The organism is Angustibacter luteus, from assembly GCF_039541115.1.
GTDB classification, from domain to species: domain Bacteria; phylum Actinomycetota; class Actinomycetes; order Actinomycetales; family Angustibacteraceae; genus Angustibacter; species Angustibacter luteus.
In genome coordinates this window covers 657,994-684,524 of the sequence record NZ_BAABFP010000005.1, presented here as the reverse complement: position 1 = coordinate 684,524, position 26,531 = coordinate 657,994, and the positions used below count along the sequence as shown (strand labels likewise).

General features: G+C 70.4%; 20 protein-coding genes. 17 read left to right on the top strand and 3 right to left on the bottom strand.

What is annotated here, in order from left to right; all coding sequences use genetic code 11:
- The first annotated feature begins 30 nt into the window (after positions 1-30).
- Together ABEB17_RS12385 and ABEB17_RS12380 are read left to right on the top strand one after the other, a co-directional pair.
- The gene (locus tag ABEB17_RS12385; protein ID WP_345717001.1) at positions 31-606 is read left to right on the top strand and encodes a hypothetical protein; all 576 of its coding nucleotides are present in this window, start codon (positions 31-33) and stop codon (positions 604-606) included.
- Complete coding sequence (locus tag ABEB17_RS12380) at positions 603-3,116, top strand: hypothetical protein (protein WP_345717000.1); 2,514 nt, start codon at positions 603-605, stop codon at positions 3,114-3,116. The genes ABEB17_RS12385 and ABEB17_RS12380 overlap by 4 nt, the downstream gene beginning before the upstream one ends.
- 60 nt (positions 3,117-3,176) lie before the next feature.
- Here ABEB17_RS12380 and ABEB17_RS12375 read toward each other — a convergent pair whose 3' ends face one another.
- A complete protein-coding gene (locus tag ABEB17_RS12375; protein WP_345716999.1) occupies positions 3,177-3,983 on the bottom strand; it encodes a class I SAM-dependent methyltransferase in 807 nt (268 codons plus the stop codon).
- A 195-nt stretch (positions 3,984-4,178) separates the two neighbouring features.
- On the opposite strand from ABEB17_RS12375, the gene ABEB17_RS12370 reads away from it, so the two are divergent.
- From ABEB17_RS12370 to ABEB17_RS12340, 7 genes are all read left to right on the top strand, one after another.
- Entirely contained in the window at positions 4,179-5,987 is a 1,809-nt protein-coding gene (locus tag ABEB17_RS12370; RefSeq protein ID WP_345716998.1) for a substrate-binding domain-containing protein, read from the top strand.
- A gap of 56 nt (positions 5,988-6,043) precedes the next feature.
- Positions 6,044-7,039: a phosphotransferase family protein gene (locus ABEB17_RS12365; protein ID WP_345716997.1), complete on the top strand. Its 996-nt coding sequence runs from the start codon at positions 6,044-6,046 to the stop codon at positions 7,037-7,039.
- 130 nt (positions 7,040-7,169) lie between these two features.
- On the top strand, positions 7,170-8,666 hold the full coding sequence (gene rpsA, locus ABEB17_RS12360) for a 30S ribosomal protein S1 (protein WP_345716996.1): 1,497 nt from the start codon (positions 7,170-7,172) through the stop codon (positions 8,664-8,666).
- A gap of 89 nt (positions 8,667-8,755) precedes the next feature.
- Complete coding sequence (gene coaE / locus ABEB17_RS12355; RefSeq protein WP_345716995.1) at positions 8,756-9,958, top strand: dephospho-CoA kinase; 1,203 nt, start codon at positions 8,756-8,758, stop codon at positions 9,956-9,958.
- Positions 9,959-10,002: 44 nt separating this feature from the next.
- Positions 10,003-12,105, top strand: a complete 2,103-nt coding sequence (uvrB, locus tag ABEB17_RS12350; RefSeq protein ID WP_345716994.1) for an excinuclease ABC subunit UvrB — start codon at positions 10,003-10,005, stop codon at positions 12,103-12,105.
- Positions 12,106-12,109: 4 nt separating this feature from the next.
- The gene (locus ABEB17_RS12345) at positions 12,110-12,946 is read left to right on the top strand and encodes a DUF72 domain-containing protein (RefSeq protein WP_345716993.1); all 837 of its coding nucleotides are present in this window, start codon (positions 12,110-12,112) and stop codon (positions 12,944-12,946) included.
- 174 nt (positions 12,947-13,120) lie between these two features.
- Positions 13,121-14,113, top strand: coding sequence for a TerC family protein (locus tag ABEB17_RS12340; protein WP_345716992.1), 993 nt, complete (start codon positions 13,121-13,123; stop codon positions 14,111-14,113).
- Between the two features lies 1 nt (position 14,114).
- On the opposite strand, the gene ABEB17_RS12335 is transcribed toward ABEB17_RS12340, so the two are convergent.
- Positions 14,115-14,780 carry an MBL fold metallo-hydrolase gene (locus ABEB17_RS12335; protein ID WP_345716991.1) on the bottom strand — a complete coding sequence of 222 codons (666 nt, stop codon included), beginning with the start codon at positions 14,778-14,780 and terminating at the stop codon, positions 14,115-14,117.
- A 37-nt stretch (positions 14,781-14,817) separates the two neighbouring features.
- On the bottom strand, positions 14,818-15,534 hold the full coding sequence (locus tag ABEB17_RS12330) for a maleylpyruvate isomerase family mycothiol-dependent enzyme (protein WP_345716990.1): 717 nt from the start codon (positions 15,532-15,534) through the stop codon (positions 14,818-14,820).
- A 132-nt stretch (positions 15,535-15,666) separates the two neighbouring features.
- Between ABEB17_RS12330 and uvrA the strand changes: the two genes are divergently transcribed.
- The 8 genes from uvrA to ABEB17_RS12290 all read left to right on the top strand — a co-directional run bounded on the left by uvrA (position 15,667) and on the right by ABEB17_RS12290 (position 26,520).
- Positions 15,667-18,741 (top strand): excinuclease ABC subunit UvrA, encoded by a 3,075-nt coding sequence (gene uvrA / locus ABEB17_RS12325; RefSeq protein ID WP_345716989.1) that lies wholly within the window; start codon positions 15,667-15,669, stop codon positions 18,739-18,741.
- Between the two features lie 103 nt (positions 18,742-18,844).
- Positions 18,845-19,270: a Rieske (2Fe-2S) protein gene (locus tag ABEB17_RS12320; protein WP_345716988.1), complete on the top strand. Its 426-nt coding sequence runs from the start codon at positions 18,845-18,847 to the stop codon at positions 19,268-19,270.
- Positions 19,271-19,303: 33 nt separating this feature from the next.
- Positions 19,304-21,253, top strand: a complete 1,950-nt coding sequence (gene uvrC / locus ABEB17_RS12315) for an excinuclease ABC subunit UvrC (protein WP_345716987.1) — start codon at positions 19,304-19,306, stop codon at positions 21,251-21,253.
- Positions 21,254-21,299: 46 nt separating this feature from the next.
- Positions 21,300-22,193, top strand: coding sequence for an RNase adapter RapZ (gene rapZ / locus ABEB17_RS12310; RefSeq protein WP_345716986.1), 894 nt, complete (start codon positions 21,300-21,302; stop codon positions 22,191-22,193).
- Positions 22,190-23,125, top strand: coding sequence for a gluconeogenesis factor YvcK family protein (locus tag ABEB17_RS12305; protein WP_345716985.1), 936 nt, complete (start codon positions 22,190-22,192; stop codon positions 23,123-23,125). The genes rapZ and ABEB17_RS12305 overlap by 4 nt, the downstream gene beginning before the upstream one ends.
- Positions 23,126-23,214: 89 nt before the next feature.
- Complete coding sequence (gene whiA / locus ABEB17_RS12300) at positions 23,215-24,195, top strand: DNA-binding protein WhiA (protein ID WP_345717343.1); 981 nt, start codon at positions 23,215-23,217, stop codon at positions 24,193-24,195.
- Positions 24,196-24,310: 115 nt separating this feature from the next.
- On the top strand, positions 24,311-25,315 hold the full coding sequence (gene gap, locus ABEB17_RS12295) for a type I glyceraldehyde-3-phosphate dehydrogenase (RefSeq protein WP_345716984.1): 1,005 nt from the start codon (positions 24,311-24,313) through the stop codon (positions 25,313-25,315).
- Positions 25,316-25,329: 14 nt separating this feature from the next.
- The gene (locus tag ABEB17_RS12290; RefSeq protein ID WP_345716983.1) at positions 25,330-26,520 is read left to right on the top strand and encodes a phosphoglycerate kinase; all 1,191 of its coding nucleotides are present in this window, start codon (positions 25,330-25,332) and stop codon (positions 26,518-26,520) included.
- The last annotated feature ends 11 nt before the right edge of the window (positions 26,521-26,531 follow it).

Genomic DNA, 26,531 nt, shown 5'->3' with positions numbered 1-26,531 from the left:
CGACGACGGCAGGCCGACTTAGAGGTGGACATGCGGAACAACGTCATCGGTGGGTTCGTGCTCGCCGTCATGGCAGCTTTGGTCTTCGGGGTCGGGCATCTGCTCGGCTGGGATCTGGATCATGTGGCGCTGCTCGGAGCGGCCCTCGGCGGCGTGATCGGCCTGGTGCCGGACCGCCTGCCCTGGCAGCGCATCGCCGGTTTCGGCGTCGGCTTCGCCGCGGCCTGGATCGGCTTCGCACTGCGCGCCGCCGTCCTGCCCGACACCGCTGGCGGCCGTGCGGTCGCGGCATTCATCGTCATCCTGCTGTGCATGGGCGTCTCGGTGCTGTCCGGCACGCGCCTGCCCCTGTGGGCGATGCTCGTCGGCGTCGCCGCCATCGTCGGGGCCTACGAGACCACCTACACCGACTCGCCGTCCCAGTTCCTGTCGGAGTCGCCCCAGGCCGCGACGCAGGTGCTCCTGGCTGCCGCGCTCGGCTATCTGGCGACCGCGTTCCTCGGCCCGGCCGTGGAGGCCAACCGCGAGCACGAGTCGGCCTCGCACCGTGACACCCCCAGCACGACCACGACCAACGACGACCTCGTTTCGGAGAAGAGCCTGTGACCCGTCAGCGCACCGCCTTCCGCCTCGCCCTCATGGGGGCCGCCGTGCCGGCAGCCCTCGTCCTGGGCGCTGGCCCGGCTCTCGCCGCCAGCGATGTCACGGTGTCCAACACCGAGACCATCCAGGCTCACCTCGACGCGACCGGCAAGGTCAAGGACAAGCGGGTCTACGAGCAGCTGGCCCTGACCGGCAGCGGCAAGGTCGAGGTCTCCAACCCCGTCTCCACGGACGGGCTCCGCAACCTCGACGGCTTCAAGGGCTTCGACGTCAAGGACGGCAACATGATTGCCAACGTCGACGTCAACGGCGAGAAGCGACTCCGCAGCGTCAGCAACTTCACCAAGGACATTCCCCTCACTGTTGAGGTGAGCTACACCCTCGACGGCAAGCCGGTGAAGCCCGGCGACGTCGTCGGCAAGAGCGGCGATCTCGGGGTGAACTACAAGGTCACCAACACCACGGGCAAGTCCGGCTCCGTCACCTTCGACGACGGAACGGGCAAGCAGGTCACCAAAGACGAGCAGGTCGTGATCCCGATGGTGGGCTCGCTGTCGACCCAGCTGCCGTCGAACTTCACCGAGGTGGCGTCCAAGCAGGCCAACATCGCCGGTGACGGCAACGGCGGCACCAAGCTGTCCTTCACCATGACGTTGTTCCCGCCCATCGGATCCGAGACCGCCGAGTTCGGCTACACGGCCCGGATCAGCGACGGCGTCATCCCGCCCGCGTCGATCTCTGCCCTGCCGCTCAACCCGCTGGAGAGCCCCTCGTTCTCCGGTGGCGCCGAGAGCTACAAGAGCGGCGCCGCGACGGGTGCGCAGCTCACCGACGGCGCGATCCAGATCGACTCCAACCTGCTGAAGCTGCGTGACGGGGCCAACACCCTCGTCGCGGGTCTGATCAAGCTCCAGGCGGGTGCGCACAAGCTCAACGACGGCCTGGCCAACGACGCCGCACCTGGTGCCGCCCTGCTGGCCGATGGGGCCAGTCAGCTCAACACCGGCGTGGGCGTGCTCGTGAAGGGCACCAAGACCGCCAAGGCGGGCTCCGCGAAGCTGGCCGTCGGGGCGAACCTGCTGGCCAAGGGCTCCGCAGGCCTTGCCGACGGCAGTGACCAGGTGGCGGCCGGCGCCGGCGATCTCGCGGACGGGCTCGGCCTGATCGTCGACGGAATCGACTCGCTGCCCACGGATATCCAGTCCGACCCAGACTTCCAGCGGCTCCAGGGCGCCCTGACGACGATGCAGAATAAGATCGGGAACTCGTCAGACGTGCCGCAGCCGGTTCAGGCCGACACCACGTTGCTCGGTGCGATCAATGGTGTGCGCTACGGACTCCGTAGTCCTGCCGGCGTTGCCCACTGCGACCAGACCCCCAACGATGCTGACAAGTCGGATGACTGTGGTGCGGCCGATGCCGTGCAGATCGTCTCCGGAAAGCTGTCCGGAGCAGCTGCGCCGGGCGGGCCAATTGCTGGCTGGGTGGATAACGGCATCAGTGTCTACAAGGCCATCGGATGCCCGCAGAATCCTGCCACTCCCATCCCGCCGGTCGTGCCGCCGACCATGCTTCCTTCCCCCCCGGTGCCTGCGACCTGCGTGGATCTCGCCAACATTGTCTATGGCCTCGGGCTGCCCAAGGGTGTGCTCAGCCCAACCGACCCCGGGGGGCTCCAGGCGCAGACCAACGCAGCGGCGGAGACTCTCGACCAGGTGCAGCAGGGGATTGGGCAGCTGTCTAACCAGACCTCGGCGACCATCCTCGGCGGTCTTGCGCTGATCAAGCTTGGGGTGTCGAACCCCGCATGTAGCCTGACAAACCCAACCAATCCGGCCAATCCGTGCGGTCTCAAGCAGGCGGCTGGCTTGGTCAGCGTGGGCATCAACGACCTCGTGGCTGCCATTGCCGACCAGCTCGGTGACGTGGTGAACCAGGCCTACGAGGGTGCGGGTGACGTCGCGGACGGTGCCGGCCAGGTCGCTGACGGTGCGGCTGTCGTCGCGGGCGGCAACGCGAAGCTGGCCAACGGCGCCGACGACCTGAACGCGGGTCTCGGCAAGATCAACTCGGGTGCGGGCCAGCTCGGTGACGGTGCGGGCCAACTCTCGGCCGGCGCCAACAAGCTGTCCAGCGGGCTGGGCGACGCGGCGTCCGGATCGGGTCAGCTGGCCGACGGCCTCGACACGGCCGCAGACGGCTCGACCGCTATCCCCGAAGGTGCAGAGCAGCTGTCCACCGAGGGCACGAAGGTGCTCATCGTCAAGGGCAAGGACACCGCCCAGACCTTCGGCGAGAAGTACGCGCTGATCGACGCGGGTGCCAAGCGCGCCCAGGCGGAGTCCATGGCGTACGGCGCACCGCAGGGCGCGGACGGCGAGACGGCGTACAGCCTCGAGATCGCGGGCGCGGACGGCGAGAGCAGCCGTAACTGGGGCCGCGGCCTCGGCGCGCTGGCCATCTTCGCCATCGCCGGCGGTGCGGCGGCTGCCATCCGGCAGAAGCTGGTCTGACGCTCCACCAGCAGTGACCCGAAGGGGTGGCCGTCGTCACGACGGCCACCCCTTCGGCGTTCACCGCGTCGGCAGGTGGCTCACGAAGATGGTTGTGCCGGGCACCAGGCGGCCCCTGAGGGGGCTCCAGCCGCCCCAGACCTGCTCGTGGCCCTGCGGCCACTCAGGCTCCACCACGTCGTCCAGGACGAAGCCCGCGCCCACGAGGTCACGGACCCGGTCGCCGAGCGTGCGGTGGTGCTCCACGTAGACGGCCCGGCCGTCCTCGCCCTCCTCGACGTACGGGGTGCGGTCGAAGTACGAGTTCCGGACGACGAGCCCGGCCTCACCCGGGTCGTCCGGCAGTGCCCAGCGCACCGGGTGCGTCGTGGAGAAGACCCAGCGGCCGCCGGGACGGAGGACCCGGGCTACCTCACGCATGAGCGCCGCCGCGTCGGCCACGAACGGCACCGCCCCGTAGGCCGAGCACGCGACGTCCACGCTGGCGTCGGCCAACGGCAGGGCGCACGCGTCCGCCTGGATCATCGGCACCGCGGTGCCCGGGTCTATCTGCACCCCTTGACGCAGCATCCCGATGGACAGGTCAACGGCAACGGGCTGCGCGCCCTGCGCGGCCAGCCAGCGCGAGCACTGCCCGGCGCCCGCCCCGACCTCGAGCACCCGGCGTCCGCGCACGTCGCCGAGCAGGCCGGCGTCCGCCTCGTCGAGCCCTTCGGGACCCCAGACGAACCGCCCGTCGCCGAGGAAGCTCCCGTGCTCGGCGTAGTAGTCGGCCGCCTCGGCGTCCCACCACGACCGGTTCGCGCTGGCTGACTCGTGGCTGTCCGCGTCGCGGCGCATCGCCTCGGTCACCGACTCCTCCGTCATGGGCTCCATCCTGCACCCCGGCGCAGCGGTCCCGGTTCGGCTACACAGGGTCACGACCGCACCCGGTTGACCTACGGAATTGTCAAGTTTCACCCGGCCTCTGCTCAAGACGGTGATTCTGTGTCACCATCCTTCGGGGCCAGCGCGTGTGCGGGCCCTGTTCCATGCACCGAATGTGACGAGGGTGGACCACGCATGACAACCGACACGCTGACTCGCGCGCAGCTGCGATCGCGGCACCGGGCCCGCAAGTCCCGCCACCAGGCGCGGACCGTGGCCGGCCTGGCGACCCTGTTGATCATCGTGGTCGGCACGTCGGGCCTGGCGTGGTGGGGCTACCAGGCGCGTGGCGCCGTGTCCTGTTCCGGCAGCCCGGTGACGCTGCGCGTCGCCGCTTCGTCCTCGGTGGCGGATGCGGTGCAGCAGGAGGCGCGTGCGTTCGAGCAGACCAAGCCCCAGGTGGGCGACGCGTGCGTGAGTGTGGACGTCGTCGCCATGGACGTGCCGAAGGTGAACGCGGCGCTCGTCTCGGCCGCCTCGCTGCGCCGCGACCCCGGCTTCGACGTCTGGGTGCCCGAGTCGGCGACCTGGGCCAAGGTGCTGTCCCGCCGCCCCGAGGTCGACCGCCTGCTGCCGGACGTGTTCAGCGTGCTGGCCAGCTCCCCGGTGGTCGCGGCGATGCCGGAGCCGATGGCGAAGTCGTTGGGCTGGCCCAAGCGTCAGGCTGAGCTCGACCAGCTCGTCGCCCTCGCCCAGGACCCGGCCGGCTGGGGCAAGTTCGGTCACCCGGAGTGGGGTCGCGTAAGGGTCGCCTGGCAGGACCCGCAGAAGTCGACTGCGGGGCTGGACGGTCTGATGACCCTGTTCGCCAAGCTCGGTGCGGGCACGAACGCGGACCAGCTGCGGGTCGGCATGCTGCGCGTGCAGAACGCCCTGACGAACCTGGACCTGGACGAGTCGAAGGCCCTGGAGCCCCTGGCGGACCCCCAGCTGAGCTCCGACGAGGCGCTCAAGGCATCGATCATCACGCCCTCCACCGAGCGCGAGGTGCGGGCCTTCAACGCCAGCGGCCCGCGAGAGAAGCTGGCCCCCGTCACCGTCGGGGTGAGCGGTGCGGCGGCCAAGGTGGGGTACCTGCCGCTGTACGGCACCTCCCTGGACCGCGCCCGCGCCATGACGGCTGCTGAGTCGTTCCGCCAGTTCCTGACCTCCACGGACGGCAACCGGGCCTTCGCGGCGGACGGCTGGCGCATCCCGAACGGCGACTCCGGCACCGAGACCGGGCCGGCGACGGTCGGCGCCGGCGATACCGCGCACGAGGTCAAGCCGGCGACCCTGGAGCTGTCCCAGCCCACCCTGCAGTCCATCTCCAAGGCCCTGCAGTCCTGGTCGGCGTTGGAGCGCACCGGCTCGGTGCTGCTGGCCGTGGACGTCTCGGGGTCCATGAAGCAGGCCGTGCCCAAGCTGGGCCTGACCCGCCTCCAGCTCGCGCAGAAGGCGCTGACCTCGGCGATCGTCTCGACGTCGGACCGTTCGTCGATCGGGCTCTGGGAGTTCTCCCGGCACCTGAGCGGCAGCAAGGACTACCGCGTCGTCGTCCCGCTCGGCGCCGCCAGCGACGCCGTCGGCGGGGGGACCCGCCGCGACGCCGTGCGCAGTGGCATCTCGCACCTGACCGCCCGCGGTGACACCGGTCTCTACGACACGACCCTGGCCGCGGTCCGCGAGGTCCGCAGCAAGTGGCGGGCCGACCAGAACGTCGTGGTGGTGCTGAGCGACGGCAGGAACGACGACCCGGGCAGCGTCTCGCTGAAGGCGCTGGTGTCGACGCTCAAGAAGGAGCAGAACGCCGACAAGCCGGTGCGGGTGTTCACGGTGGCGTACGGAGCGCAGGCGGACGCGGCGTCGCTGTCCGCCATCGCGAAGGCCACCGGTGGCCAGAGCTTCATCGCGGCCAGCCCGGCGGACATCGAGCGCGTTCTGCTCGCCACGCTGTCTGAATAGCCCACCACTTGGGCGCGCCCGCTGACAACGGACGCAGCCTGTGCTGCGATGTGCACGTGTCGAAGTCCGATCCGCTGTCCATCGCCGCCAAGGTGCTGCACGAGCCGCAGGTGGCCACCGGCGGATTCAGTGGCGAGACCTTCGCGGGCACCTGGTTCCGGGAGCCCGCGTTCGTCCGCCTGTACCTGCGCAAGCCGAGCCAGGCCGTCCTCGACCTGGCCGTGATGCGACGGCTGTCCGGTCAGGTTCCGCTGCCCAAGATCCTCGCGGCCGAGCCCCGTGGGGTCGGCGGCCTGCCGCCGCACATCGTGACCCGTGAGGTCGAGGGCAAACGCGCCGACCAGCTGCTCGACCGAGGGCTGCCGCTGCCGGCGTCCAACGCCCTCGGCCGCCAGTGCGCCCGCCTCGTGACCCGGTTGCGTGAGGTGCGGGCGGAGGGCCACGGCCCGTGGGCGGACGCCGACCTGCGGACCAGTCAGTGGCCGCCGTCCCAGGCCGATCTCATCGCCTGGTACGAGCACCTCGAAGCGGGCCTGGCTGCTGCCGGGCTCGGCCGGCGAAGCACGCCCGGGCTTCGTGCCGCGGTCGCTGCCGCCGCACAGCGACTGGCGATGGGCCCTCCTCGTCCGGCGTCGCTGGTGCACGGCGACCTCAACGGCAAGAACCTCATCGTCGACCCGAACACCGGGCGGTTGCGCGGCGTGCTGGACTGGGAGTTCTCGCACGGCGGGGAGTGGACCGAGGACGTCGGTAACCTGCTCCGCGCGGCCGATCACGGCGCCGGTAGCGGCGAGGTGGGCGCCGCCTCGTGGTCGGCCTTCCGACGCGGCCTGGTGGACGCTCTGCACACCGGGATCTACGAGGACGGCACGGTGTCCACCGCCACCCTCGGTGGACTCGACGACGACTGGCTTCAGCGGGCCGCCGACCTGGACGTCTTCGCGCTGCTCGAGCTGTCGGCCCGACCGGAACGCGGCGCGGCCGCGCCGGCACCCGTGGTGGTGGCGCGGACGGCGCTTCGCTCGCTCGCGGCCGTGCGCGGTCGTCGCTAGCACCGGGCGCGCCGGCCCGCGTTGACCCGCTGTGGACCAGATCGATAGGGTGGGGGGTCGCACACGTGTGCGACAACACTCTTCATCCTGTCCACCACGACTCATCTGTCCGCATCGGAGCCCCCACTACATGACTGCCAGCACCACCGAGACCCGCGCCCCTCAGGTTGCGGTCAACGACATCGGCTCGGCCGAGGACTTCCTCGCCGCCATCGACGAGACCATCAAGTACTTCAACGACGGAGACATCGTCGAAGGGGTCATCGTCAAGGTCGACCGGGACGAGGTCCTGCTCGACATCGGCTACAAGACCGAGGGTGTCATCCCCTCCCGCGAGCTCTCCATCAAGCACGACGTCGACCCCAACGAGGTCGTCAAGGTCGGCGATGAGGTCGAGGCTCTGGTCCTCCAGAAGGAGGACAAGGAGGGTCGCCTGATCCTGTCCAAGAAGCGCGCGCAGTACGAGCGCGCCTGGGGCACGATCGAGAAGGTCAAGGAAGAGGACGGCATCGTCACCGGCACGGTGATCGAGGTCGTCAAGGGTGGCCTGATCCTCGACATCGGGCTGCGCGGCTTCCTGCCGGCGTCGCTGGTCGAGATGCGCCGCGTCCGCGACCTGCAGCCCTACGTGGGCAAGGAGCTCGAGGCCAAGATCATCGAGCTCGACAAGAACCGCAACAACGTGGTCCTGTCGCGTCGCGCGTGGCTCGAGCAGACCCAGTCCGAGGTGCGCCAGACCTTCCTGCAGACCCTGCAGAAGGGCCAGGTCCGCTCCGGTGTGGTCTCCTCCATCGTCAACTTCGGTGCGTTCGTGGACCTCGGCGGCGTCGACGGTCTGGTGCACGTCTCCGAGCTGTCCTGGAAGCACATCGACCACCCGTCCGAGGTCGTCGAGGTCGGCCAGGAGGTCACGGTCGAGGTCCTGGACGTCGACATGGACCGCGAGCGCGTCTCGCTGTCGCTCAAGGCGACGCAGGAGGACCCCTGGCAGCAGTTCGCACGCACGCACGCGATCGGTCAGGTCGTCCCGGGCAAGGTCACCAAGCTCGTCCCCTTCGGCGCGTTCGTGCGCGTCGACGAGGGCATCGAGGGTCTGGTGCACATCTCGGAGCTGGCAGAGCGCCACGTCGAGATCCCGGAGCAGGTCGTCCAGGTCGGCGACTCGATCTTCGTCAAGGTGATCGACATCGACCTGGAGCGTCGCCGCATCTCGCTGTCGCTCAAGCAGGCCAACGACGGTACGTCCGCTCAGGTCACCGAGTTCGACCCCACGCTCTACGGCATGGCGGCCGAGTACGACGACGCGGGCAACTACAAGTACCCCGAGGGCTTCGACCAGGAGAGCAACGACTGGCTCGAGGGCTACGAGGCGCAGCGCGAGGTCTGGGAGAAGCAGTACGCCGAGGCACACGCTCGCTGGGAGGCGCACAAGACGCAGATCGAGGAGGCGGCCAAGGCCGACTCCGAGGCCCGCGCCGAGGGCGACACCCCGACGTCGTACTCCTCGGAGACGACGGCCGCGGACGTCGCCGCTACCCCGGCCGACGCCCCGCAGGCTCAGGGCGAGGGCACGCTGGCTTCCGACGAGGCGCTCGCCGCGCTTCGTGAGAAGCTGACCGGCGCCTGATCCACCACGCTCGAACGAAGGGGCCCCGCACCGTCTGGTGCGGGGCCCCTTCGCGTCGCACTCGCGCGTCCGGCCGCTAGGGTCGGCGCGTGCTGAGGATCGGGCTGACCGGCGGGATCGGGGCGGGCAAGTCGACTGTCGCGGCCCAGCTGGCGAACCTGGGTGCTGTCGTAGCGGACGCCGATCGGTTCGCTCGCGAGGTGCTGGCACCTGGGACGCCGGGCCTGGCCGCCGTCGCAGCCGAGTTCGGACCCGCGGTGCTCGCCGGAGATGGGTCGTTGGATCGCGCGGCGTTGGGGCGCCTGGTCTTCGCGGACGAGAGTCGGCGGCGCGCGCTGGAGCAGATCACCCACCCGCTGGTGGCTCAGCGCACGGCACAGGTGCTCGACGACGCGGGTCCTGAGGCGATCGTCGTGCACGACGTCCCGCTCATCGTGGAGAAGCAGATGGGCGCGCTCTACCACCTGGTGCTGGTGGTGCACGCCTCCGAGCGGGTCCGCATCGACCGCCTGCTGGCCTCGCGAGCGATGTCCCGGGACGACGTCCGCGCCCGGATCGCGGCGCAGGCCGACGACGGGCAGCGGCGCGCTGCCGCCGACGTCTGGCTGGACAACGACCGGCCTGCGCCCGAGGTGGCGGCTGACCTGTCGGTCCTCTGGGAGGGGCGGCTCCAGCCCTTTGAGGCCAACCTGCGCGCGGGGACGCGCGCTGACCGGCCCGCCCGCGCCGAGATCGTGCCGTACGACGGCAGCTGGCCGGCGCAGGCGGCGCGGCTGGCGGCCCGGATCGACCTCGCTGCGGGTGCGCTGGGTTGCGGGACCCAGCACGTGGGCTCGACGGCCGTGCCCGGGCTCGCTGCCAAGGACGTCGTCGACCTGCAGCTCGGGGTTCGCTCGTTGGCCGACGCGGACGAGGTCGTCGTGGCTCTGGCAGCGGCGGGCTTCCCCCGGGTCGTTGGTGTGACGAGAGACAACCCGCACGCGGTGCTCGAGAGCGCGGCGGACCCGGCAGTGTGGTCGAAGCGGTTCCACGCCAACGCCGACCCGGGCCGCGCGGTGAACCTGCACGTGCGGGTCGTCGGCAGCCCCGGCTGGCGGGCCGCCCTCCTGCTGCGCGACTGGTGGCGCGCCGATGCGGTCGAGCGGAGCGCCTACCAGGGGGAGAAGCAGCGGCTGGCCGCCGCGACCGACAGCGCCGCGGAGTACGCCGACGCGAAGGAGGCGTGGTTCGCGGTGGCTGTGGACCGGGCCGTCGCCTGGGGGCGGCGATCGGGCTGGGCACCGCCCGGCTGAGTACCGCTCGCCGGTTGTCGGTGGTCGCGCCTACGGTTGACCCCATGAGACCCACCACCGACCTGCAGCGTCGGGTCGCCCCGTTCGAGGTGATCTCGGAGTTCACCCCGTCCGGTGACCAGCCCACCGCGATCGCTGACCTGAAGCGGCGCGTCGAGTCGGGGGAGCAGGATGTCGTCCTGCTGGGCGCCACCGGCACCGGCAAGTCGGCGACGACGGCGTGGCTGGTCGAGCAGCTTCAGCGGCCAACGTTGGTGATGGCACCCAACAAGACCCTGGCTGCGCAGCTGGCCAACGAGTTCCGTGAGCTCCTGCCGAACAACGCGGTCGAGTACTTCGTGTCGTACTACGACTACTACCAGCCCGAGGCCTACATCGCGCAGACGGATACGTACATCGAGAAGGACTCGTCCATCAACGACGAGGTGGAGCGGCTGCGGCACTCGGCCACGAACTCCCTGCTGACCCGCCGGGACGTCATCGTGGTCGCGTCGGTGTCGTGCATCTACGGCCTGGGGACGCCGCAGGAGTACGTGGACCGCATGGCCCGGCTGAAGGTCGGCGACGTCATCGAGCGTGACGACCTGCTGCGCCGGTTCGTGCAGATGCAGTACACCCGCAACGACCTGGCCTTCACCCGCGGGACGTTCCGGGTGCGTGGTGACACGGTCGAGATCATCCCGGTGTACGAAGAGCTGGCGCTGCGTATCGAGTTCTTCGGGGACGAGATCGAGCGCATCTACACGCTGCACCCGCTGACGGGGGAGGTCGTGCACGAGGAGGCGGAGATGTACGTCTTCCCGGCGACGCACTACGTCGCCGGCCCGCAGCGCATGGAGCGAGCCATCACGGGCATCGAGACCGAGCTGGCGGATCGGCTGGACGAGCTGGAGCGGCAGGGCAAGCTGCTGGAGGCACAGCGCCTGCGCATGCGCACCACCTACGACATCGAGATGATGCGCCAGGTCGGGTCCTGCTCCGGCATCGAGAACTACAGCCGGCACATCGACGGGCGTGGGCCCGGTACGGCGCCGAACACGTTGCTGGACTACTTCCCCGAGGACTTCCTGCTGGTCATCGACGAGTCGCACGTCACCGTGCCGCAGATCGGCGCGATGTACGAGGGGGACATGTCCCGCAAGAGGGCGCTGGTGGACCACGGCTTCCGGCTGCCGAGCGCGATGGACAACCGTCCGCTGAGGTGGGAGGAGTTCCTGGAGCGCATCGGGCAGACCGTGTACCTTTCGGCCACGCCCGGGCAGTACGAGCTCAGCAAGGGCGACGGCGTCGTGGAGCAGATCATCCGCCCGACGGGCCTGGTGGACCCCGAGGTCGTTCTCAAACCGACCAAGGGACAGATCGACGACCTGCTGCACGAGATCCGCGAGCGGGCCGCCCGCAACGAGCGGGTCCTGGTGACCACGCTGACGAAGAAGATGTCCGAGGACCTCACGGACTACCTGCTCGAACAGGGCGTCCAGGTGCGCTACCTGCACTCCGAGGTCGACACCCTGCGCCGGGTCGAGCTGCTCCGCGAGCTGCGGCTCGGCGAGTTCGACGTCCTGGTGGGGATCAACCTGCTCCGCGAGGGACTGGACCTGCCCGAGGTCTCGCTGGTCAGCATCCTGGACGCCGACAAGGAGGGCTTCCTGAGGTCGGGCACGTCGCTGATCCAGACGATCGGGCGGGCCGCGCGGAACGTGTCCGGCCAGGTGCACATGTACGCCGACCGGGTCACCCCGTCCATGCAGCACGCGATCGACGAGACGAACCGGCGGCGCGCCAAGCAGGTCGCCTACAACGTGGAGCGCGGGGTGGACCCAACGCCCCTGCGCAAGAAGATCGCGGACATCACGGACCTGATCAGCCGGGAGGACGCGGATACCGCGGCCCTGCTCGGCGGTTCGGGGCGCAACCAGTCGCGCGGCAAGGCGCCAGTCCCCGGGCAGGGCTCGCGCGGCGTGGGGGAGGGCCGGGCCCTCGCGGCTCTGCCGGCCGCCGACCTGGCGGACCTCATCCAACAGCTGTCGGACCAGATGCACAGCGCGGCGGGCGAGCTGCAGTTCGAGCTCGCCGCCCGGCTTCGGGACGAGATCGGGGACCTGAAGAAGGAGCTGCGCGCCATGCAGGGCGCGGGGCACGCCTGAGCCGGTGACCCAGCGACAGCGGGCGACCGCCAGGATCGGCATCGCCGGGTGGACGTACCCGGCCTGGCGGGGCGACTTCTACCCGAAGGGGCTCGCGCAGCGGCGTGAGCTCGAGTACGCATCCCGTCAGCTGACGTCGATCGAGGTGAACGGCACCTTCTACGCGATGCAGAAGCCGGCGACCTTCCGGCACTGGGCGGAGCAGACACCCGACGACTTCGTGTTCTCCGTCAAGGGTGGCCGGTTCATCACGCACATGAAGCGGCTGAAGGACGTGGACGTGGCTGTCGCGAACTACTTCGCCACCGGGCTGCTCGCGCTGGAGCAGAAGCTGGGCGCAGTGCTCTGGCAGCTACCACCGAACCTGCCGTTCGACGCCGAGCTGGTCGACGCGTTCCTGAGGCTGCTGCCCCGGGACAGCCGGCAGGCGGCCGACCTCGCCGCGCGACACGACGAGCGTGTCCCGGAGGCCGTCACGACGACGTCGGCCACCCGGCCGGTGCGGCACGCCGTCGAGGCCCGGCACCCCAGCTTCGGCTCCGCGGAGGCCGTCCAGCTCATGCGCTCCCACTCCGTCGCGCTGGTGGTGGCCGACTCAGCCCGGCACTGGCCGATGCTGGAGGAGGTCACGGCGGACTTCGTGTACGCCCGGCTGCACGGCGACAAGGAGCTGTACGCGAGCGGCTACTCGCCGGCGGCGCTCGACGGCTGGGCGGAGCGGGTTCGCGGCTGGGTCGAGCAGGGGGTCGACGTCCTGCTCTACTTCGACAACGACGTCAAGGGCTACGCACCGCACGACGCCCGCTCCCTGCTGGCGCGGCTGCCACCGAGCAGCGGGTAGACTGACGGCGTTCGACGGAGGGGAGTATCCCCTGACGGCATCCTCGTCATCACGGCTGCGGCGCCTCGTGCGCCGGGCCCGGGGAGTCGGCCCCCTACGGGTGGGAGAGACCTCCGGCAGCAGCGCGTCGTCCGTCCGGGTCGACGCGCCTCGACTGACCGGAGGCTTGTGCTCGTGAACGTACCCACCTGGGTCTGGCTGACCACCGTCGGCATCGCGATGGCGTTCCTGCTGATCGACGTGTTCATCATCGGGCGACGCCCGCACGAGCCGTCGACGGGGGAGTCCGCGCGTCACCTGGCGTTCTTCGTCGGCCTCGCTGTGCTCTTCGGTATCGGGGTCTGGGTGTTCGCCGGCGCGCAGTTCGGTGCGGAGTTCTTCGCCGGGTGGCTCACCGAGTACAGCCTGTCGGTGGACAACCTGTTCATCTTCATCATCATCATGTCCAAGTTCGCCGTCCCCAGGCAGTACCAGCAGACCGCCCTGCTGATCGGGATCATCCTGGCCCTGATCTTCCGCGGGATCTTCATCTTCATCGGCGCCGCCGCCATCAACAACTTCAGCTGGGTCTTCTACCTCTTCGGCGCGTTCCTGGTCTACACCGCGATCCACCTGGCGCGTGAGGGCCAGAGCGGCGAGGAGGACTACCAGGAGAACGCGCTGATCCGCTGGGCGCGCAACCACCTGCCGGCCACGGACCAGTACCACGGGGTCAAGCTGACGGTCGTCGAGAACGGCAAGCGGCTGATCACCCCGATGGCCATCGTGCTCGTCGCCCTGGGCACCACCGACCTGCTGTTCGCGCTGGACTCGATCCCGGCCATCTACGGGCTCACCAAGGAGCCGTACCTGGTCCTCATGGCCAACGTGTTCGCCCTGATGGGGCTGCGCCAGCTGTACTTCCTCATCGGTGGTCTGCTGCAGCGCCTGGTCTACCTGGGCATCGGGCTGTCGTTCCTGCTCTTCTTCATCGGCATCAAGCTCATCCTGCACGCGTTGCACGAGAACGAGGTCCCGTTCATCAACGGTGGCGAGCCGGTGCACTGGGCTCCGGACATCCCCATCTGGCTGTCCCTCGTGGTCATAGTCGGCACGTTGGCCGTGACCGCCGTCGCGAGCCTGGCCAAGACGCGTCGCGACGAGCGCAAGGCAGGCGTGGACTCCTGAGCTACCAGCCGCGCTCGCGCCACTCGGCGAGGTGCGGGCGCTGCTCGCCGAGCGTGGAGTCGGCACCGTGGCCCGGATAGAACCAGGTCTCGTCCGGCAGCACGTCGAAGATGCGCTGCTCGACGTCGGTGAGCAGGCTGGCGAACCGCTCGGCGTCCCCCTGGGTGTTGCCGACGCCACCGGGGAACAGTGAGTCGCCGGTAAACAGGTGCGGCACACCGTCGGGGTCGCGGTAGAGCAGCGCGACCGAACCGGGCGTGTGGCCGCGCAGGTAGATGACCTCGAGAGTGATGTTCCCGAACGTCACCCGGTCGCCGTGGTGCAGGAGCTCGCCGACCGGGACCGGCAGGGCCTCGGCGTCGTCCGCCCCCGCGGCCACCCGTGCGCCGGTGTGCGCGACAACCTCGGGCAGCGCGCGGTGGTGGTCCCAGTGCTGGTGCGTGGTGACCACGGCGTCCAACCAGCCGGTCCCCTCGTTCATCAGGGCCAGCAGGCGCGGGGCGTCGTCCGCGGCGTCGACCAGCAGCTGCTCGCCGGTCTGGACGCACGTCAGCAGGTACGCGTTGTTGTCCTGCTCGCTGACGCTCGCCTTGCGGACCACCAGGTGCGAGAGCTCGCGCACCGCAGTTGGCCCACCCTGGACGACGTCGCCGCTGTAGTCGCTCATGCGGGCGACGCTAGCGCGCCCGTGCCTGCCCGGGCACTCAGCCCCAGCTCGGCAGGGCTGGGAGGTCGTCCTGGCCGGTGTCGAGGCCGGAGCCCGACGAGCGCCCGGTCAACCAGCCGAGCACCTCGTGCGCGGGACCGGCGACGGCGACACTGCCGTCGCCGATGACGAGCCGCTCGTCGGGGGAGTCCGCGAACTGCGCCGTGATGGTCGCCCCGGGGGTGGCGTCCGCCAGCCGGGCGGGGCACTCAGCCAGGCCGCCGCGCAGGACGAGATCAGGGGCGTCCGCCATGGTGAAGCCGGCGTCCAGGTCGACGTGGTGGTAGACCACCTCGCGCAGCCTGACCCAGGGCAGCGTGGCGACCGTGATCGTCGGTCCGCGACCGCTGGGCACCTGCACGTCGAGCCGGTCCGCCGGGATGTCGGCGAGCAGCGCGAGCAGCCGCTCGGCCGAGGCCTCCACGTCGGACTCGTGGTCGGACGCTGAGCGATCCGCATCAGCCTCGATGTCAGCATCGCGCTGCGCGGCGGACTCGTACATGGGCGTCACCCGCCCGGTGATCGCCGTCCGAGCGACGTTGCCCAGGCCGTCCGCGTTGCGCGCGAGGTGCGCCAGCACGTGCCCACGGGTCCACCCGGGCAGGAGGGACGGACCACGGGCCTGCTCGTCCGTCAGCTCGTTGATCGTGCTCAGCAGGCGGTCAGTCTGCTCGGACAGATGGGCGAGCAACGGGTCGTCCGCGAAGGCCGTCATGGGCCGAACCTACTCCCGGGACGGACGCCGACAAGGCCGTTGTCGGTGGGTCGACCTAGCATGGTCGCGACCCGTCCGGTCGGTTCGCCGAGCACGCCGGACACGTTCTCGACCTGCAGGAGCGAGCCCACCGTGGCTGACAGCCTCATCGTGCGTGGCGCGCGCGAGCACAACCTCAAGGACGTCTCGCTCGATCTTCCGCGCGACGCCATGATCGTCTTCACCGGACTGTCCGGTTCCGGAAAGTCCTCGCTGGCGTTCGACACCATCTTCGCCGAGGGCCAACGGCGGTACGTCGAGTCACTCTCGGCCTACGCGCGGCAGTTCCTCGGTCAGATGGACAAGCCGGACGTGGACTTCATCGAGGGCCTGTCGCCGGCGGTCTCGATCGACCAGAAGTCGACCTCTCGAAACCCGCGCTCCACGGTGGGCACGATCACCGAGGTCTACGACTACCTGCGCCTGCTCTACGCGCGGGCAGGACGTCCGCACTGCCCGGTCTGCGGTGAGGCGGTGACCCGGCAGACGCCGCAGCAGATCGTGGACCGGCTGCTGGAGCTCCCGGAAGGTACCCGGTTCCAGGTCCTGGCGCCCGTGGTGCGCGACCGCAAGGGCGAGTACGCCGACCTGTTCCGCGAGCTCCAGTCGAAGGGCTTCTCGCGGGCCAGGGTCGACGGCGAGGTCGTGGCGCTGGCTGAGCCGCCGAAGCTGGAGAAGAAGCTCAAGCACACGATCGACGTCGTGATCGACCGGCTGGTGGCGAAGGCGTCAGCCAAGCGCCGGCTCACCGACTCGGTCGAGACCGCACTCGGCCTGGCCGGTGGGATCGTCGTCGTCGAGCTGGTGGACGCGGACGCGAAGGACCCGCACCGGGAGCGCCGGTTCTCGGAGAAGATGGCCTGCCCGAACGACCACCCGCTGGCCATGGACGAGATCGAGCCGCGCTCGTTCTCGTTCAACAGCCCGTTCGGGGCCTGCCCGGAGTGCACCGGCCTGGGTACCCGGCTCGAGGTCGACCCGGAGCTGCTCGTCCCGGACGACGAGCTAACCCTCGCCGAGGGTGCCATCGCGCCGTGGACCCAGGGCTCGGCGGAGTACTTCCAGCGGCTGATGACGGCGCTGGCCGACCAGCTCGGCTTCGCCACGGACGTCCCCTGGCGGGCGCTGCCGGAGCGGGCCAAGGAGGCGTTGCTGCACGGCGAGAACTACTCGGTGCACGTCCGGTACCGCAACCGGTTCGGTCGCGAGCGCTCGTACACGACGGGCTTCGAGGGGGCCATCCCGTTCGTGCAGCGCCGCCACTCCGAGACGGAGTCCGAGTGGAGCCGCGAGCGGTACGAGGGGTACATGCGCGAGGTCCCCTGCCCGGTCTGCGGTGGGGCCCGGCTCAAGCCCGAGTCCCTGGCCGTGCTGCTCGGCGGCCTGTCCATCTCCGCCGTGTGCGCCAAGCCGATCGGGGAGTGCGCCGAGTTCCTCGACACCCTGACGCTGACCGCCCGCGAGAAGCAGATCGCTGAGCGGGTCCTGAAGGAGATCCAGGCTCGGCTCGGCTTCCTGCTCGACGTCGGGTTGGACTACCTGTCGCTCGACCGGGCATCGGGCACGCTGTCCGGCGGGGAGGCGCAGCGCATCCGGCTCGCCACCCAGATCGGGTCGGGCCTCGTGGGGGTCCTGTACGTGCTGGACGAGCCCAGCATCGGGCTGCACCAGCGCGATAACCACCGCCTGATCGGCACGTTGACCCGGCTACGGGACCTCGGCAACACCCTGATCGTCGTCGAGCACGACGAGGACACCATCCGGCACGCCGACTGGGTCGTCGACATCGGTCCGGGTGCGGGGGAGCACGGTGGCCACGTCGTGCACTCGGGGTCGGTGGCCAAGCTGCTCAGCCACAAGGAGTCGCTGACCGGGCAGTACCTCTCCGGACGACGCGAGATCGCACTTCCGGCCGAGCGTCGTCCGGTGGACGGTGACCGCGAGATCACCGTGGTCGGTGCCCGAGAGCACAACCTCCAGGGCATCGACGTCTCGTTCCCGGTTGGCTGCTTCGTCGCGGTCACCGGGGTCTCGGGCTCCGGAAAGTCGACCCTGGTCAACGACATCCTCTACAACGTCATGGCGAACAAGCTCAACGGCGCTCGGCACGTCCCCGGGCGGCACCGCACCGTCAAGGGCCTGGACCACCTCGACAAGGTGGTGCACGTCGACCAGAGCCCCATCGGTCGCACGCCGCGGAGCAACCCGGCCACGTACACCGGTGTGTTCGACCACGTGCGGCGGCTCTTCGCCGAGACGACCGAGGCGAAGGTCCGGGGCTACCTGCCCGGCCGGTTCTCGTTCAACGTCAAGGGCGGCCGCTGCGAGAACTGCTCCGGCGACGGCACCATCAAGATCGAGATGAACTTCCTGCCCGACGTCTACGTGCCCTGCGAGGTGTGCCACGGGGCGCGGTACAACCGCGAGACCCTCGAGGTGCACTTCAAGGGCAAGACGGTCTCGGACGTGCTGGACATGCCGATCGAGGAGGCCGCCGAGTTCTTCGCGGCCGTCCCGGCGATCAGCCGGCACCTGACCACGCTGGTCGACGTGGGCTTGGGCTACGTGCGGCTGGGCCAGCCGGCCACCACGCTGTCCGGTGGGGAGGCCCAGCGGGTCAAGCTGGCCAGCGAGCTGCAGAAGCGGTCGACGGGTCGCACCGTGTACGTCCTCGACGAGCCCACGACGGGACTGCACTTCGAGGACATCCGCAAGCTCCTCCTGGTGCTCCAAGGACTCGTTGACAAGGGCAACACGGTCATTGTGATCGAGCACAACCTCGACGTGATCAAGAGCGCCGACTGGATCGTCGACATGGGCCCAGAGGGCGGCTCGGGCGGCGGTGTCGTCGTCGCGGAGGGCACCCCGGAGGAGGTGGCTGCGCACCCGAGCAGCTACACGGGTGAGTTCCTCGCGCCCGTGCTGGCCGGCCGACGCGCCGTCCCGGTCGGGAGTGCGCGTCCGGTCGCCGCGGCTCTGCTGTCGCGGCGCGCCACCACGGCCAAGGCGGAGCCCGCGAAGAAGGCGACCGCCAAGAAGACGACCACGAAGAAGACGACCGCGAAGAAGACGACCGCGAAGAAGACGACCGCGAAGAAGACGACCGCGAAGAAGACGACCGCGAAGAAGACCACCGCGAAGAAGACCACCGCCAAGAGGGCGCGCTGACCCGAGAGGTCGTGCGCAGGTCCCGTTCAGGGCATTCCCAGCCTTGCTCTGAACACTTGCTGCTCTGAAAGACCCCGACGTCGTCGCCGATCCCTGGAGAGTCATGACCGGATCCACCGCCCCGACCCGCCGTGCCGTGCTCCAGGGCGCATCCGCCGCCGTTGTCGCCGGAGTCGCGCTGACCGCGTGCGGCGACGCCTCCGACGGCGGCGGAGCCACGTCGACCGGCCCGGCGAAGGCCGGCCCGGTCGGCAAGTCCGCCGACGTCCCGGTGGGTGGAGGCACGGTCTTCGCGAGCTCGAACGTCGTGGTCACCCAGCCGACGTCCGGCGACTTCAAGGGCTTCAACACCCGGTGCACCCACCAGGGCTGTGCCGTCAGCAGTGTCGCGGACGGCTACATCATCTGCCCGTGCCACAACAGCCGGTTCGCGGTGGGTGACGGTGCGCCGACCGCCGACAGCATGGCGAAGGAGCCGCTCGCCTCCGTCCCGGTGAGCGTGGCGAACGGCGAGATCACCGTCGCCTGACGTCTGTCGGCGGCGAAACGTAGGGTTGGTGACGTGGCCGACCCCTCGACGTACCGACCCGCCCCGGGAGAGATCCCGGTCGAGCCGGGGGTCTACCGCTTTCGCGACGAGCACGGCCGCGTCATCTACGTGGGCAAGGCGAAGAGCCTGCGCCCGCGACTGAGCTCGTACTTCCAGGACGTCTCCGCGCTGCACCCGCGTACCCAGACGATGGTCACCACGGCGGCCAGCGTGGAGTGGACCGTGGTGGCGACCGAGGTCGAGGCCCTGCAGCTCGAGTACTCCTGGATCAAGGAGTACGACCCCCGGTTCAACGTCAAGTACCGGGACGACAAGTCCTATCCCTACCTGGCCGTGACGATGGGCGAGGAGTTCCCCCGCGTCCAGGTCATGCGCGGTGCCAAGCGCAAGGGCACCCGCTACTTCGGGCCGTACGCGCACGCCTGGGCGATCCGCGAGACCGTCGACCTCCTGCTGCGCGTCTTCCCGGTGCGCACGTGCAGCAGCGGCGTCTTCCGGCGGGCCGGTCAGGTCGGGCGACCCTGCCTCCTCGGCTACATCGGCAAGTGCTCGGCGCCGTGCGTCGGTCGGGTGACGCCGGAGGAGCACCAGGCCCTCGCCGAGGACTTCTGCGACTTCATGGCCGGCAACACGGGCCGGTTCGTCCGCCGACTCGAGCGTGAGATGCGGGAGGCGTCCTCCGAGCTCGAGTTCGAGCGCGCCGCCCGGCTGCGGGACGACATCGGCGCGCTCAACCGCGCCCTCGAGAAGAGCGCCGTGGTGCTCGCCGACGCCACCGATGCCGACGTGTTCGCCCTTGCCGAGGACGAGCTCGAGGCCGCCGTCCAGGTGTTCCACGTCCGCGGCGGCCGCATCCGCGGGCAGCGCGGCTGGGTGGTCGAGAAGGTGGAGGACGTCGGGACCGACGACCTCGTCGAGCACCTGCTGCAGCAGGTCTACGGGGAGTCGCCGGAGGCGGTGCCACGTGAGGTGCTCGTCCCCGCGCTGCCCCGCGACTCCCACGAGGTCGCCGCCTGGCTGGAGGGGCTGCGCGGTGCGCGGGTCGACCTGCGGGTGCCGCAGCGCGGTGACAAGCGCGCCTTGCTCGAGACCGTCGAGCGGAACGCCGGGCAGGCGCTGAACCTGCACAAGACGCGCCGGGGCGGCGACCTGACGACCCGCTCGGTCGCCCTCAAGGAGCTGCAGGATGCGCTGGACCTGCCAGAGGCTCCGCTGCGGATCGAGTGCTACGACGTCTCGAACCTGCAGGGCACCGAGGTGGTGGCCTCCATGGTCGTCTTCGAGGACGGGCTGCCGCGCAAGTCCGAGTACCGCCGGTTCGCGGTGCGCGGTACCGAGGGGCAGGACGACACCGCCTGGATGAACGAGGTCATCACCCGCCGGTTCCGCCGCTACCTGGACGAGCGCGCCGAGGCCAGCGACGTCGAGATCGCCCAGGGCATCGACCCGGAGACCGGACGCCCGCAGAAGTTCGCGTACCCGCCCCAGCTCGTCGTCGTCGACGGCGGCCCGCCCCAGGTGGCGGCTGCCGCCCGGGCGCTGTCCGACCTCGGCATCGAGGAGGTGTCACTGGTCGGTCTGGCCAAGCGACTCGAGGAGGTCTGGCTGCCCGGCGACGACCACCCGGTGGTCCTGCCGCGCAGCAGCGAGGGGCTGTACCTGCTGCAGCGGGTCCGGGACGAGGCGCACCGGTTCGCGATCACCTACCACCGGCAGCGCCGGTCGCGCTCGATGACGACCAGTGCGCTGGACTCCATCCCGGGCCTCGGCCCCACCCGCAGGACGGCGCTGCTGAAGCACTTCGGTTCCCTGAAGAAGCTCAAGGCGGCGGACGTCGAAGCGGTCGGCCAGGTCGCGGGCATCGGGCCGGCCACCGCCCAGGCCGTCGTCGACGCCCTCTCGGCACCGTCCGGCGCGGTTCCCGCGGTCAACCTCAGCACCGGTGAGGTTCTGGACGACTGACGGGGTGCCGCTCGATAGGCTGGGACGAACGACGAGGCAGGAGCGCATGAGCCAGGACCAGACGCAGCAACCGCAGCTGGTGATCGTGACGGGGATGTCCAGTGCCGGTCGCTCCACCACTGCCAACGTCCTCGAGGACCTCGGTTGGTACGTGGTCGACAACCTGCCCCCGCAGATGCTGAACCCGTTGGTACAGCTGGCCTCGCGTGAGCGCACCCCGGACGACGAGGTACACGCGCCAGGGCTCGCGGCCGTGGTCGACGTGCGCAGCCGGTCGTTCTTCCAGGCCCTCCAGGACGCGCTCTTCGAGCTGCGCACCAGCGGAGCCGCTCCCCGGGTGGTCTTTCTCGACGCCGCTGACGACGTCCTGGTGCGCCGCCAGGAGTCCGTCCGACGTCCCCATCCGTTGCAGGGCAACGGCCGCATCCTGGACGCGATCCACCGCGAGCGCGAGATGCTCGAGTTCGTCCGCGAGCGGGCGGACGTCGTCATCGACACGAGTGGCCTCAACGTCACGCAGCTGAAGACGAAGGTGTCGCAGATCTTCGAGGCCAGCGAGCTGCCCCGGTTGCGGGCGACCGTCATGTCCTTCGGGTTCAAGTACGGCCTGCCGCTGGATGCGGACTTCGTGCTGGACATGCGTTTCCTGCCGAACCCCTACTGGGTGGACGACCTGCGACCGCTGAACGGCAACGACGCGGGCGTGAGCCAGTACGTCATGGCGCAGGACGGTGCGTCGGTGTTCCTGGACCGGTTCGTGTCCTCGCTCGAGCCGGTGCTGGTGGGCTACGAGAACGAGAGCAAGCGCTACGTGACGATCGCGCTGGGCTGCACCGGCGGCAAGCACCGTTCGGTCGCCATGGTCAATGCGCTGGCCGAGCGCCTGGCCGAGCTGGGGGTCCAGGTCGGCACCCTGCACCGCGACCTGGGGCGGGAGTGACGCGGCCTGCGGTCGTCGCGCTGGGCGGGGGCCACGGCCTGGCCGCTTCCCTGGGGGCGCTGCGTCATCTGACCGACCAGCTCACCGCGGTGGTCACCGTCGCGGACGACGGCGGTTCCAGCGGCCGGTTGCGACGCGAGCTGGGAGTGCTCCCGCCCGGCGACCTGCGGATGGCCCTGGCCGCCCTCTGCGACGACGGCGAGTGGGGCAGTACCTGGCGCGACGTGCTGCAGCACCGGTTCGCCAGCCAAGGGGAGCTGCACCACCACTCCGTGGGGAACCTGCTGATCGTCGCCCTCTGGGAGCTGCTCGGCGACACCGTCGGTGGCCTGGACTGGGTCGGCCGCCTGCTAGGCGCCCGGGGCCGCGTCCTGCCGATGAGCTCGGTCCCGCTGATGATCGAGGCGGACGTCGTCGGTCTGGATCCGGACGACGTCACCGCGGTGCGCACCGTCCGGGGTCAGTCCGAGGTCGCCGTGACGGCCGGACGGGTCACCTCGGTCCGGCTGGTGCCGGACGCGCCGCCCGCCTGCGAGGAAGCGGTGGCGGCGGTGCGTTCGGCCGACTGGGTGGTGCTCGGGCCGGGGTCGTGGTTCACCTCGGTGATGCCGCACCTGCTGGTACCGGACCTCGCGGACGCGTTGTGCACCACCTCGGCCAAGACCCTGATCACGCTGAATCTGGTGGACGAGAAGGAGACCGGTGGGTTCAGCGGCGCGGACCTGCTGGACGCCGTTCGCGAGCACCAGCCCGACCTGCGGGCGGACGTCGTGCTGGCCGACCCCTCGATGGTGGCGGACCGACGCCACCTGGAGGACGCTGCGGCCCGGCTGGGCGCCAGCCTCGCGGTGTTCTCGGTGGCCCAGACCGGCCGGGCGGGGGTGCACGACCCGCTGCGGCTCGCAGCGGCGTACCGTGACGTGCTGCGCTGACAGACCGCTGGACGGACCGCCTCGGCGTCCGCGCAACGAGGGTTTGATCAAGCGCCCGAGAGGCCGACGAGAATGACAGGATGGCCAGCATGGCGATGACGGCGATGGTGAAGGACGAGCTGAGCCGCCTGCCGGTGACCAGGAAGTGCTGCCGCAAGGCGGAGGTCTCGGCGACGCTGCGGTTCGCCGGCGGCCTGCACATCGTGGCGGGGCGGATCGTGGTCGAGGCCGAGCTGGACACCGGTCAGGCCGCGCGGCGGCTGCGCCGGGACATCGCCGACGTCTACGGCCACGCGAGCGACGTGGTGGTGCTGGCGCCGGGCGGTCTGCGCCGCGGCACCCGGTACGTCGTGCGGGTGGTGAAGGACGGCGAGGCCCTGGCCCGCCAGACCGGCCTCATCGACGGTCGGGGCCGGCCGGTCCGCGGCCTCCCGCCGCAGGTCGTGTCCGGCGCCGTGTGCGACGCGGAGGCGGCGTGGCGCGGCGCGTTCCTGGCGCACGGCTCACTGACCGAGCCCGGCCGTTCGTCGGCGCTCGAGGTCACCTGCCCCGGTCCGGAGGCTGCCCTGGCCCTGGTCGGTGCGGCCCGGCGGCTCGGCATCCAGGCGAAGGCCCGTGAGGTCCGAGGCGTCGACCGGGTGGTCATCCGGGACGGCGACGCGATCGGCGCGATGCTGACCCGCCTCGGCGCGCACGACGCCGTCCTGGCGTGGGAGGAGCGTCGGATGCGTCGCGAGGTGCGCGCCACCGCGAACCGGCTGGCGAACTTCGACGACGCCAACCTGCGGCGCTCCGCGCGGGCCGCGGTCGCCGCGGGGTCGCGGGTCGAGCGTGCCCTGCAGATCCTCGGGGACGACGTCCCGGACCACCTCCGCGAGGCCGGCCAGCTGCGCCTGGCGCACAAGCAGGCGAGCCTCGAGGAGCTCGGCCACCTGGCCGACCCGCCGATGACGAAGGACGCGGTCGCCGGTCGGATCCGGCGGCTGCTCGCGATGGCAGACAAGCGGGCCGACGACGAGGGCGTCCCGGGCACGGACGCCAACCTGACCGCGGACATGCTCGAAGCCTGATACGCCCCAGCGACGCGTCTGCCCAGGACGATAGGGTCGACGGGACGCCGACGACGCCGTCGACGTCCACCCCTGACCACGCCCGTACGGCGTACCCGTCCCAGGAGGCAGCGCAGTGACCGTCCGCGTAGGTATCAACGGCTTCGGCCGCATCGGCCGCAACTTCTTCCGCGCCGTCGTGGCGTCCGGCGCCGACATCGAGATCGTCGCCGCCAACGACCTCACCGACAACGCGACCATCGCCCACCTGCTCAAGTACGACTCGATCCTGGGTCGGCTGCCGGCGGACGTGACCGCGACCGACGAGGGCATCACCGTCGACGGCAAGCTCATCCGCGTGTTCGAGGAGCGCGACCCCGCCAACCTCAAGTGGGCCGACGTCGGCGCGGACGTCGTGATCGAGTCCACCGGCTTCTTCACGGACGCGACCAAGGCGAAGGCGCACGTCGATGGCGGCGCCAAGAAGGTCATCATCTCGGCACCCGCCTCGAACGAGGACGTGACCGTCGTGATGGGCGTGAACCACGAGCAGTACGACCCCGCGTCGCACACCGTGATCTCCAACGCCTCCTGCACGACGAACTGCCTGGCCCCGATGGCCAAGGCGATCCACGACGCGTTCACCATCCAGCGCGGCCTGATGACCACGGTGCACGCCTACACCGGCGACCAGAACCTGCAGGATGGCCCGCACCGGGACCTGCGCCGGGCCCGCGCCGCCGCGATCAACGTCGTGCCGACCTCGACCGGCGCGGCCAAGGCCATCGGCCTGGTCATGCCCGAGCTCAAGGGCAAGCTGGACGGCTACGCGCTGCGCGTCCCGATCCCCACCGGTTCGGCCACCGACCTGACCGTCACCCTGTCGCGCGAGGTGTCCGCTGCCGAGGTCAACGCCGCCGTCAAGGCCGCCGCCGAGGGCCCACTGAAGGGCTACCTGCGCTACACCGAGGACCCGATCGTGTCCTCCGACATCGTCACCGACCCGGCCTCCTGCATCTTCGACGCCGGCCTCACCAAGGCGATCGGCGACCAGGTGAAGGTGGTCGGCTGGTACGACAACGAGTGGGGTTACAGCAACCGCCTCGTCGACCTCGTCACCTACGTCGGCGCGACGCTCTGACCGGTCACGCTGACGTGCTGACCATCGACGACCTGGGCGACCTGCGCGGCAAGCGCGTGCTCGTCCGCAGCGACCTCAACGTGCCGCTCGACGGCACGACCATCACGGACGACGGCCGGATCCGGGCGTCCGTGCCGACCATCCAGCGCCTGCGTGACGCGGGTGCGCGGGTGGTGGTGTGCGCGCACCTGGGTCGTCCGAAGGGTGCGCCGGAGGACCGGTACTCGCTGCGGCCGGTGGCCAGCCGCCTCGGCGAGCTGCTGGGCGCCCCCGTGGCGTTCGCGACGGACACCGTGGGCGACAGCGGGCGCGACGTCGTGGCCGGTCTCGCGGACGGCGACGTGGCCGTGCTGGAGAACCTCCGGTTCAACCCGGGGGAGACCAGCAAGGACGACGCCGAGCGCGGCGCGTTCGCGGACCAGCTGGCCGAGCTGGCCGACGCGTTCGTCAGCGACGGCTTCGGTGTCGTGCACCGCAAGCAGGCCAGCGTGGTGGACGTCGCGCAGCGGCTGCCGCACGCCGCGGGCGGTCTCGTGCTCGCCGAGGTGGAGGTCCTGAAGCGACTGACCGTCGACCCGGCCCGGCCCTACGTCGTCGTGCTGGGTGGTTCGAAGGTCTCCGACAAGCTCGGCGTCATCGAGAACCTGCTGGGCACGGCGGACCGCATCCTGGTCGGCGGCGGCATGGTGTTCACGTTCCTCAAGGCCCAGGGTCACGAGGTCGGCAAGAGCCTGCTGGAGGAGGACCAGCTCGACACGGTCCGCGGCTACCTCGACTCCGCGCGCGAGCGTGGCGTCGAGATCGTGCTGCCGACCGACGTCGTGGCGGCGACCGCCTTCGCGGCTGACGCCGAGCACGACGTCGTCCCGGCGGACGCGATCCCGGCGGACCGCCTCGGTCTGGACATCGGGCCGGACTCGGGGCGGCTGTTCGCGAGCCGGCTCGCCGACGCCAGCACGGTGTTCTGGAACGGCCCGATGGGGGTGTTCGAGCTCGAGCCCTTCAGCCACGGCACCCGGGCCGTGGCACAGGCGCTGGTGGACTCCGACGCGTTCAGCGTCGTCGGCGGTGGTGACTCCGCTGCCGCCGTGCGCACCCTGGGCTTCGACGAAGGGGCCTTCGGCCACATCTCCACCGGCGGGGGAGCCAGCCTGGAGTACCTCGAGGGCAAGACGCTCCCCGGCCTGACCGTGCTCGACAGCTGACGAAAGGTTCC

Bases quoted from the DNA above. Each gene is read 5' to 3' on its own strand.
- ABEB17_RS12385 (WP_345717001.1), top strand. From the start codon at position 31: ATGCGGAACAACGTCATCGGTGGGTTCGTGCTCGCCGTCATGGCAGCT.
- ABEB17_RS12375 (WP_345716999.1), bottom strand. From the start codon at position 3,983: ATGACGGAGGAGTCGGTGACCGAGGCGATGCGCCGCGACGCGGACAGC.
- ABEB17_RS12370 (WP_345716998.1), top strand. From the start codon at position 4,179: ATGACAACCGACACGCTGACTCGCGCGCAGCTGCGATCGCGGCACCGG.
- rpsA (WP_345716996.1), top strand. From the start codon at position 7,170: ATGACTGCCAGCACCACCGAGACCCGCGCCCCTCAGGTTGCGGTCAAC.
- uvrB (WP_345716994.1), top strand. From the start codon at position 10,003: ATGAGACCCACCACCGACCTGCAGCGTCGGGTCGCCCCGTTCGAGGTG.
- ABEB17_RS12335 (WP_345716991.1), bottom strand. From the start codon at position 14,780: ATGAGCGACTACAGCGGCGACGTCGTCCAGGGTGGGCCAACTGCGGTG.
- ABEB17_RS12330 (WP_345716990.1), bottom strand. From the start codon at position 15,534: ATGACGGCCTTCGCGGACGACCCGTTGCTCGCCCATCTGTCCGAGCAG.
- ABEB17_RS12320 (WP_345716988.1), top strand. From the start codon at position 18,845: ATGACCGGATCCACCGCCCCGACCCGCCGTGCCGTGCTCCAGGGCGCA.
- rapZ (WP_345716986.1), top strand. From the start codon at position 21,300: ATGAGCCAGGACCAGACGCAGCAACCGCAGCTGGTGATCGTGACGGGG.
- whiA (WP_345717343.1), top strand. From the start codon at position 23,215: ATGGCGATGACGGCGATGGTGAAGGACGAGCTGAGCCGCCTGCCGGTG.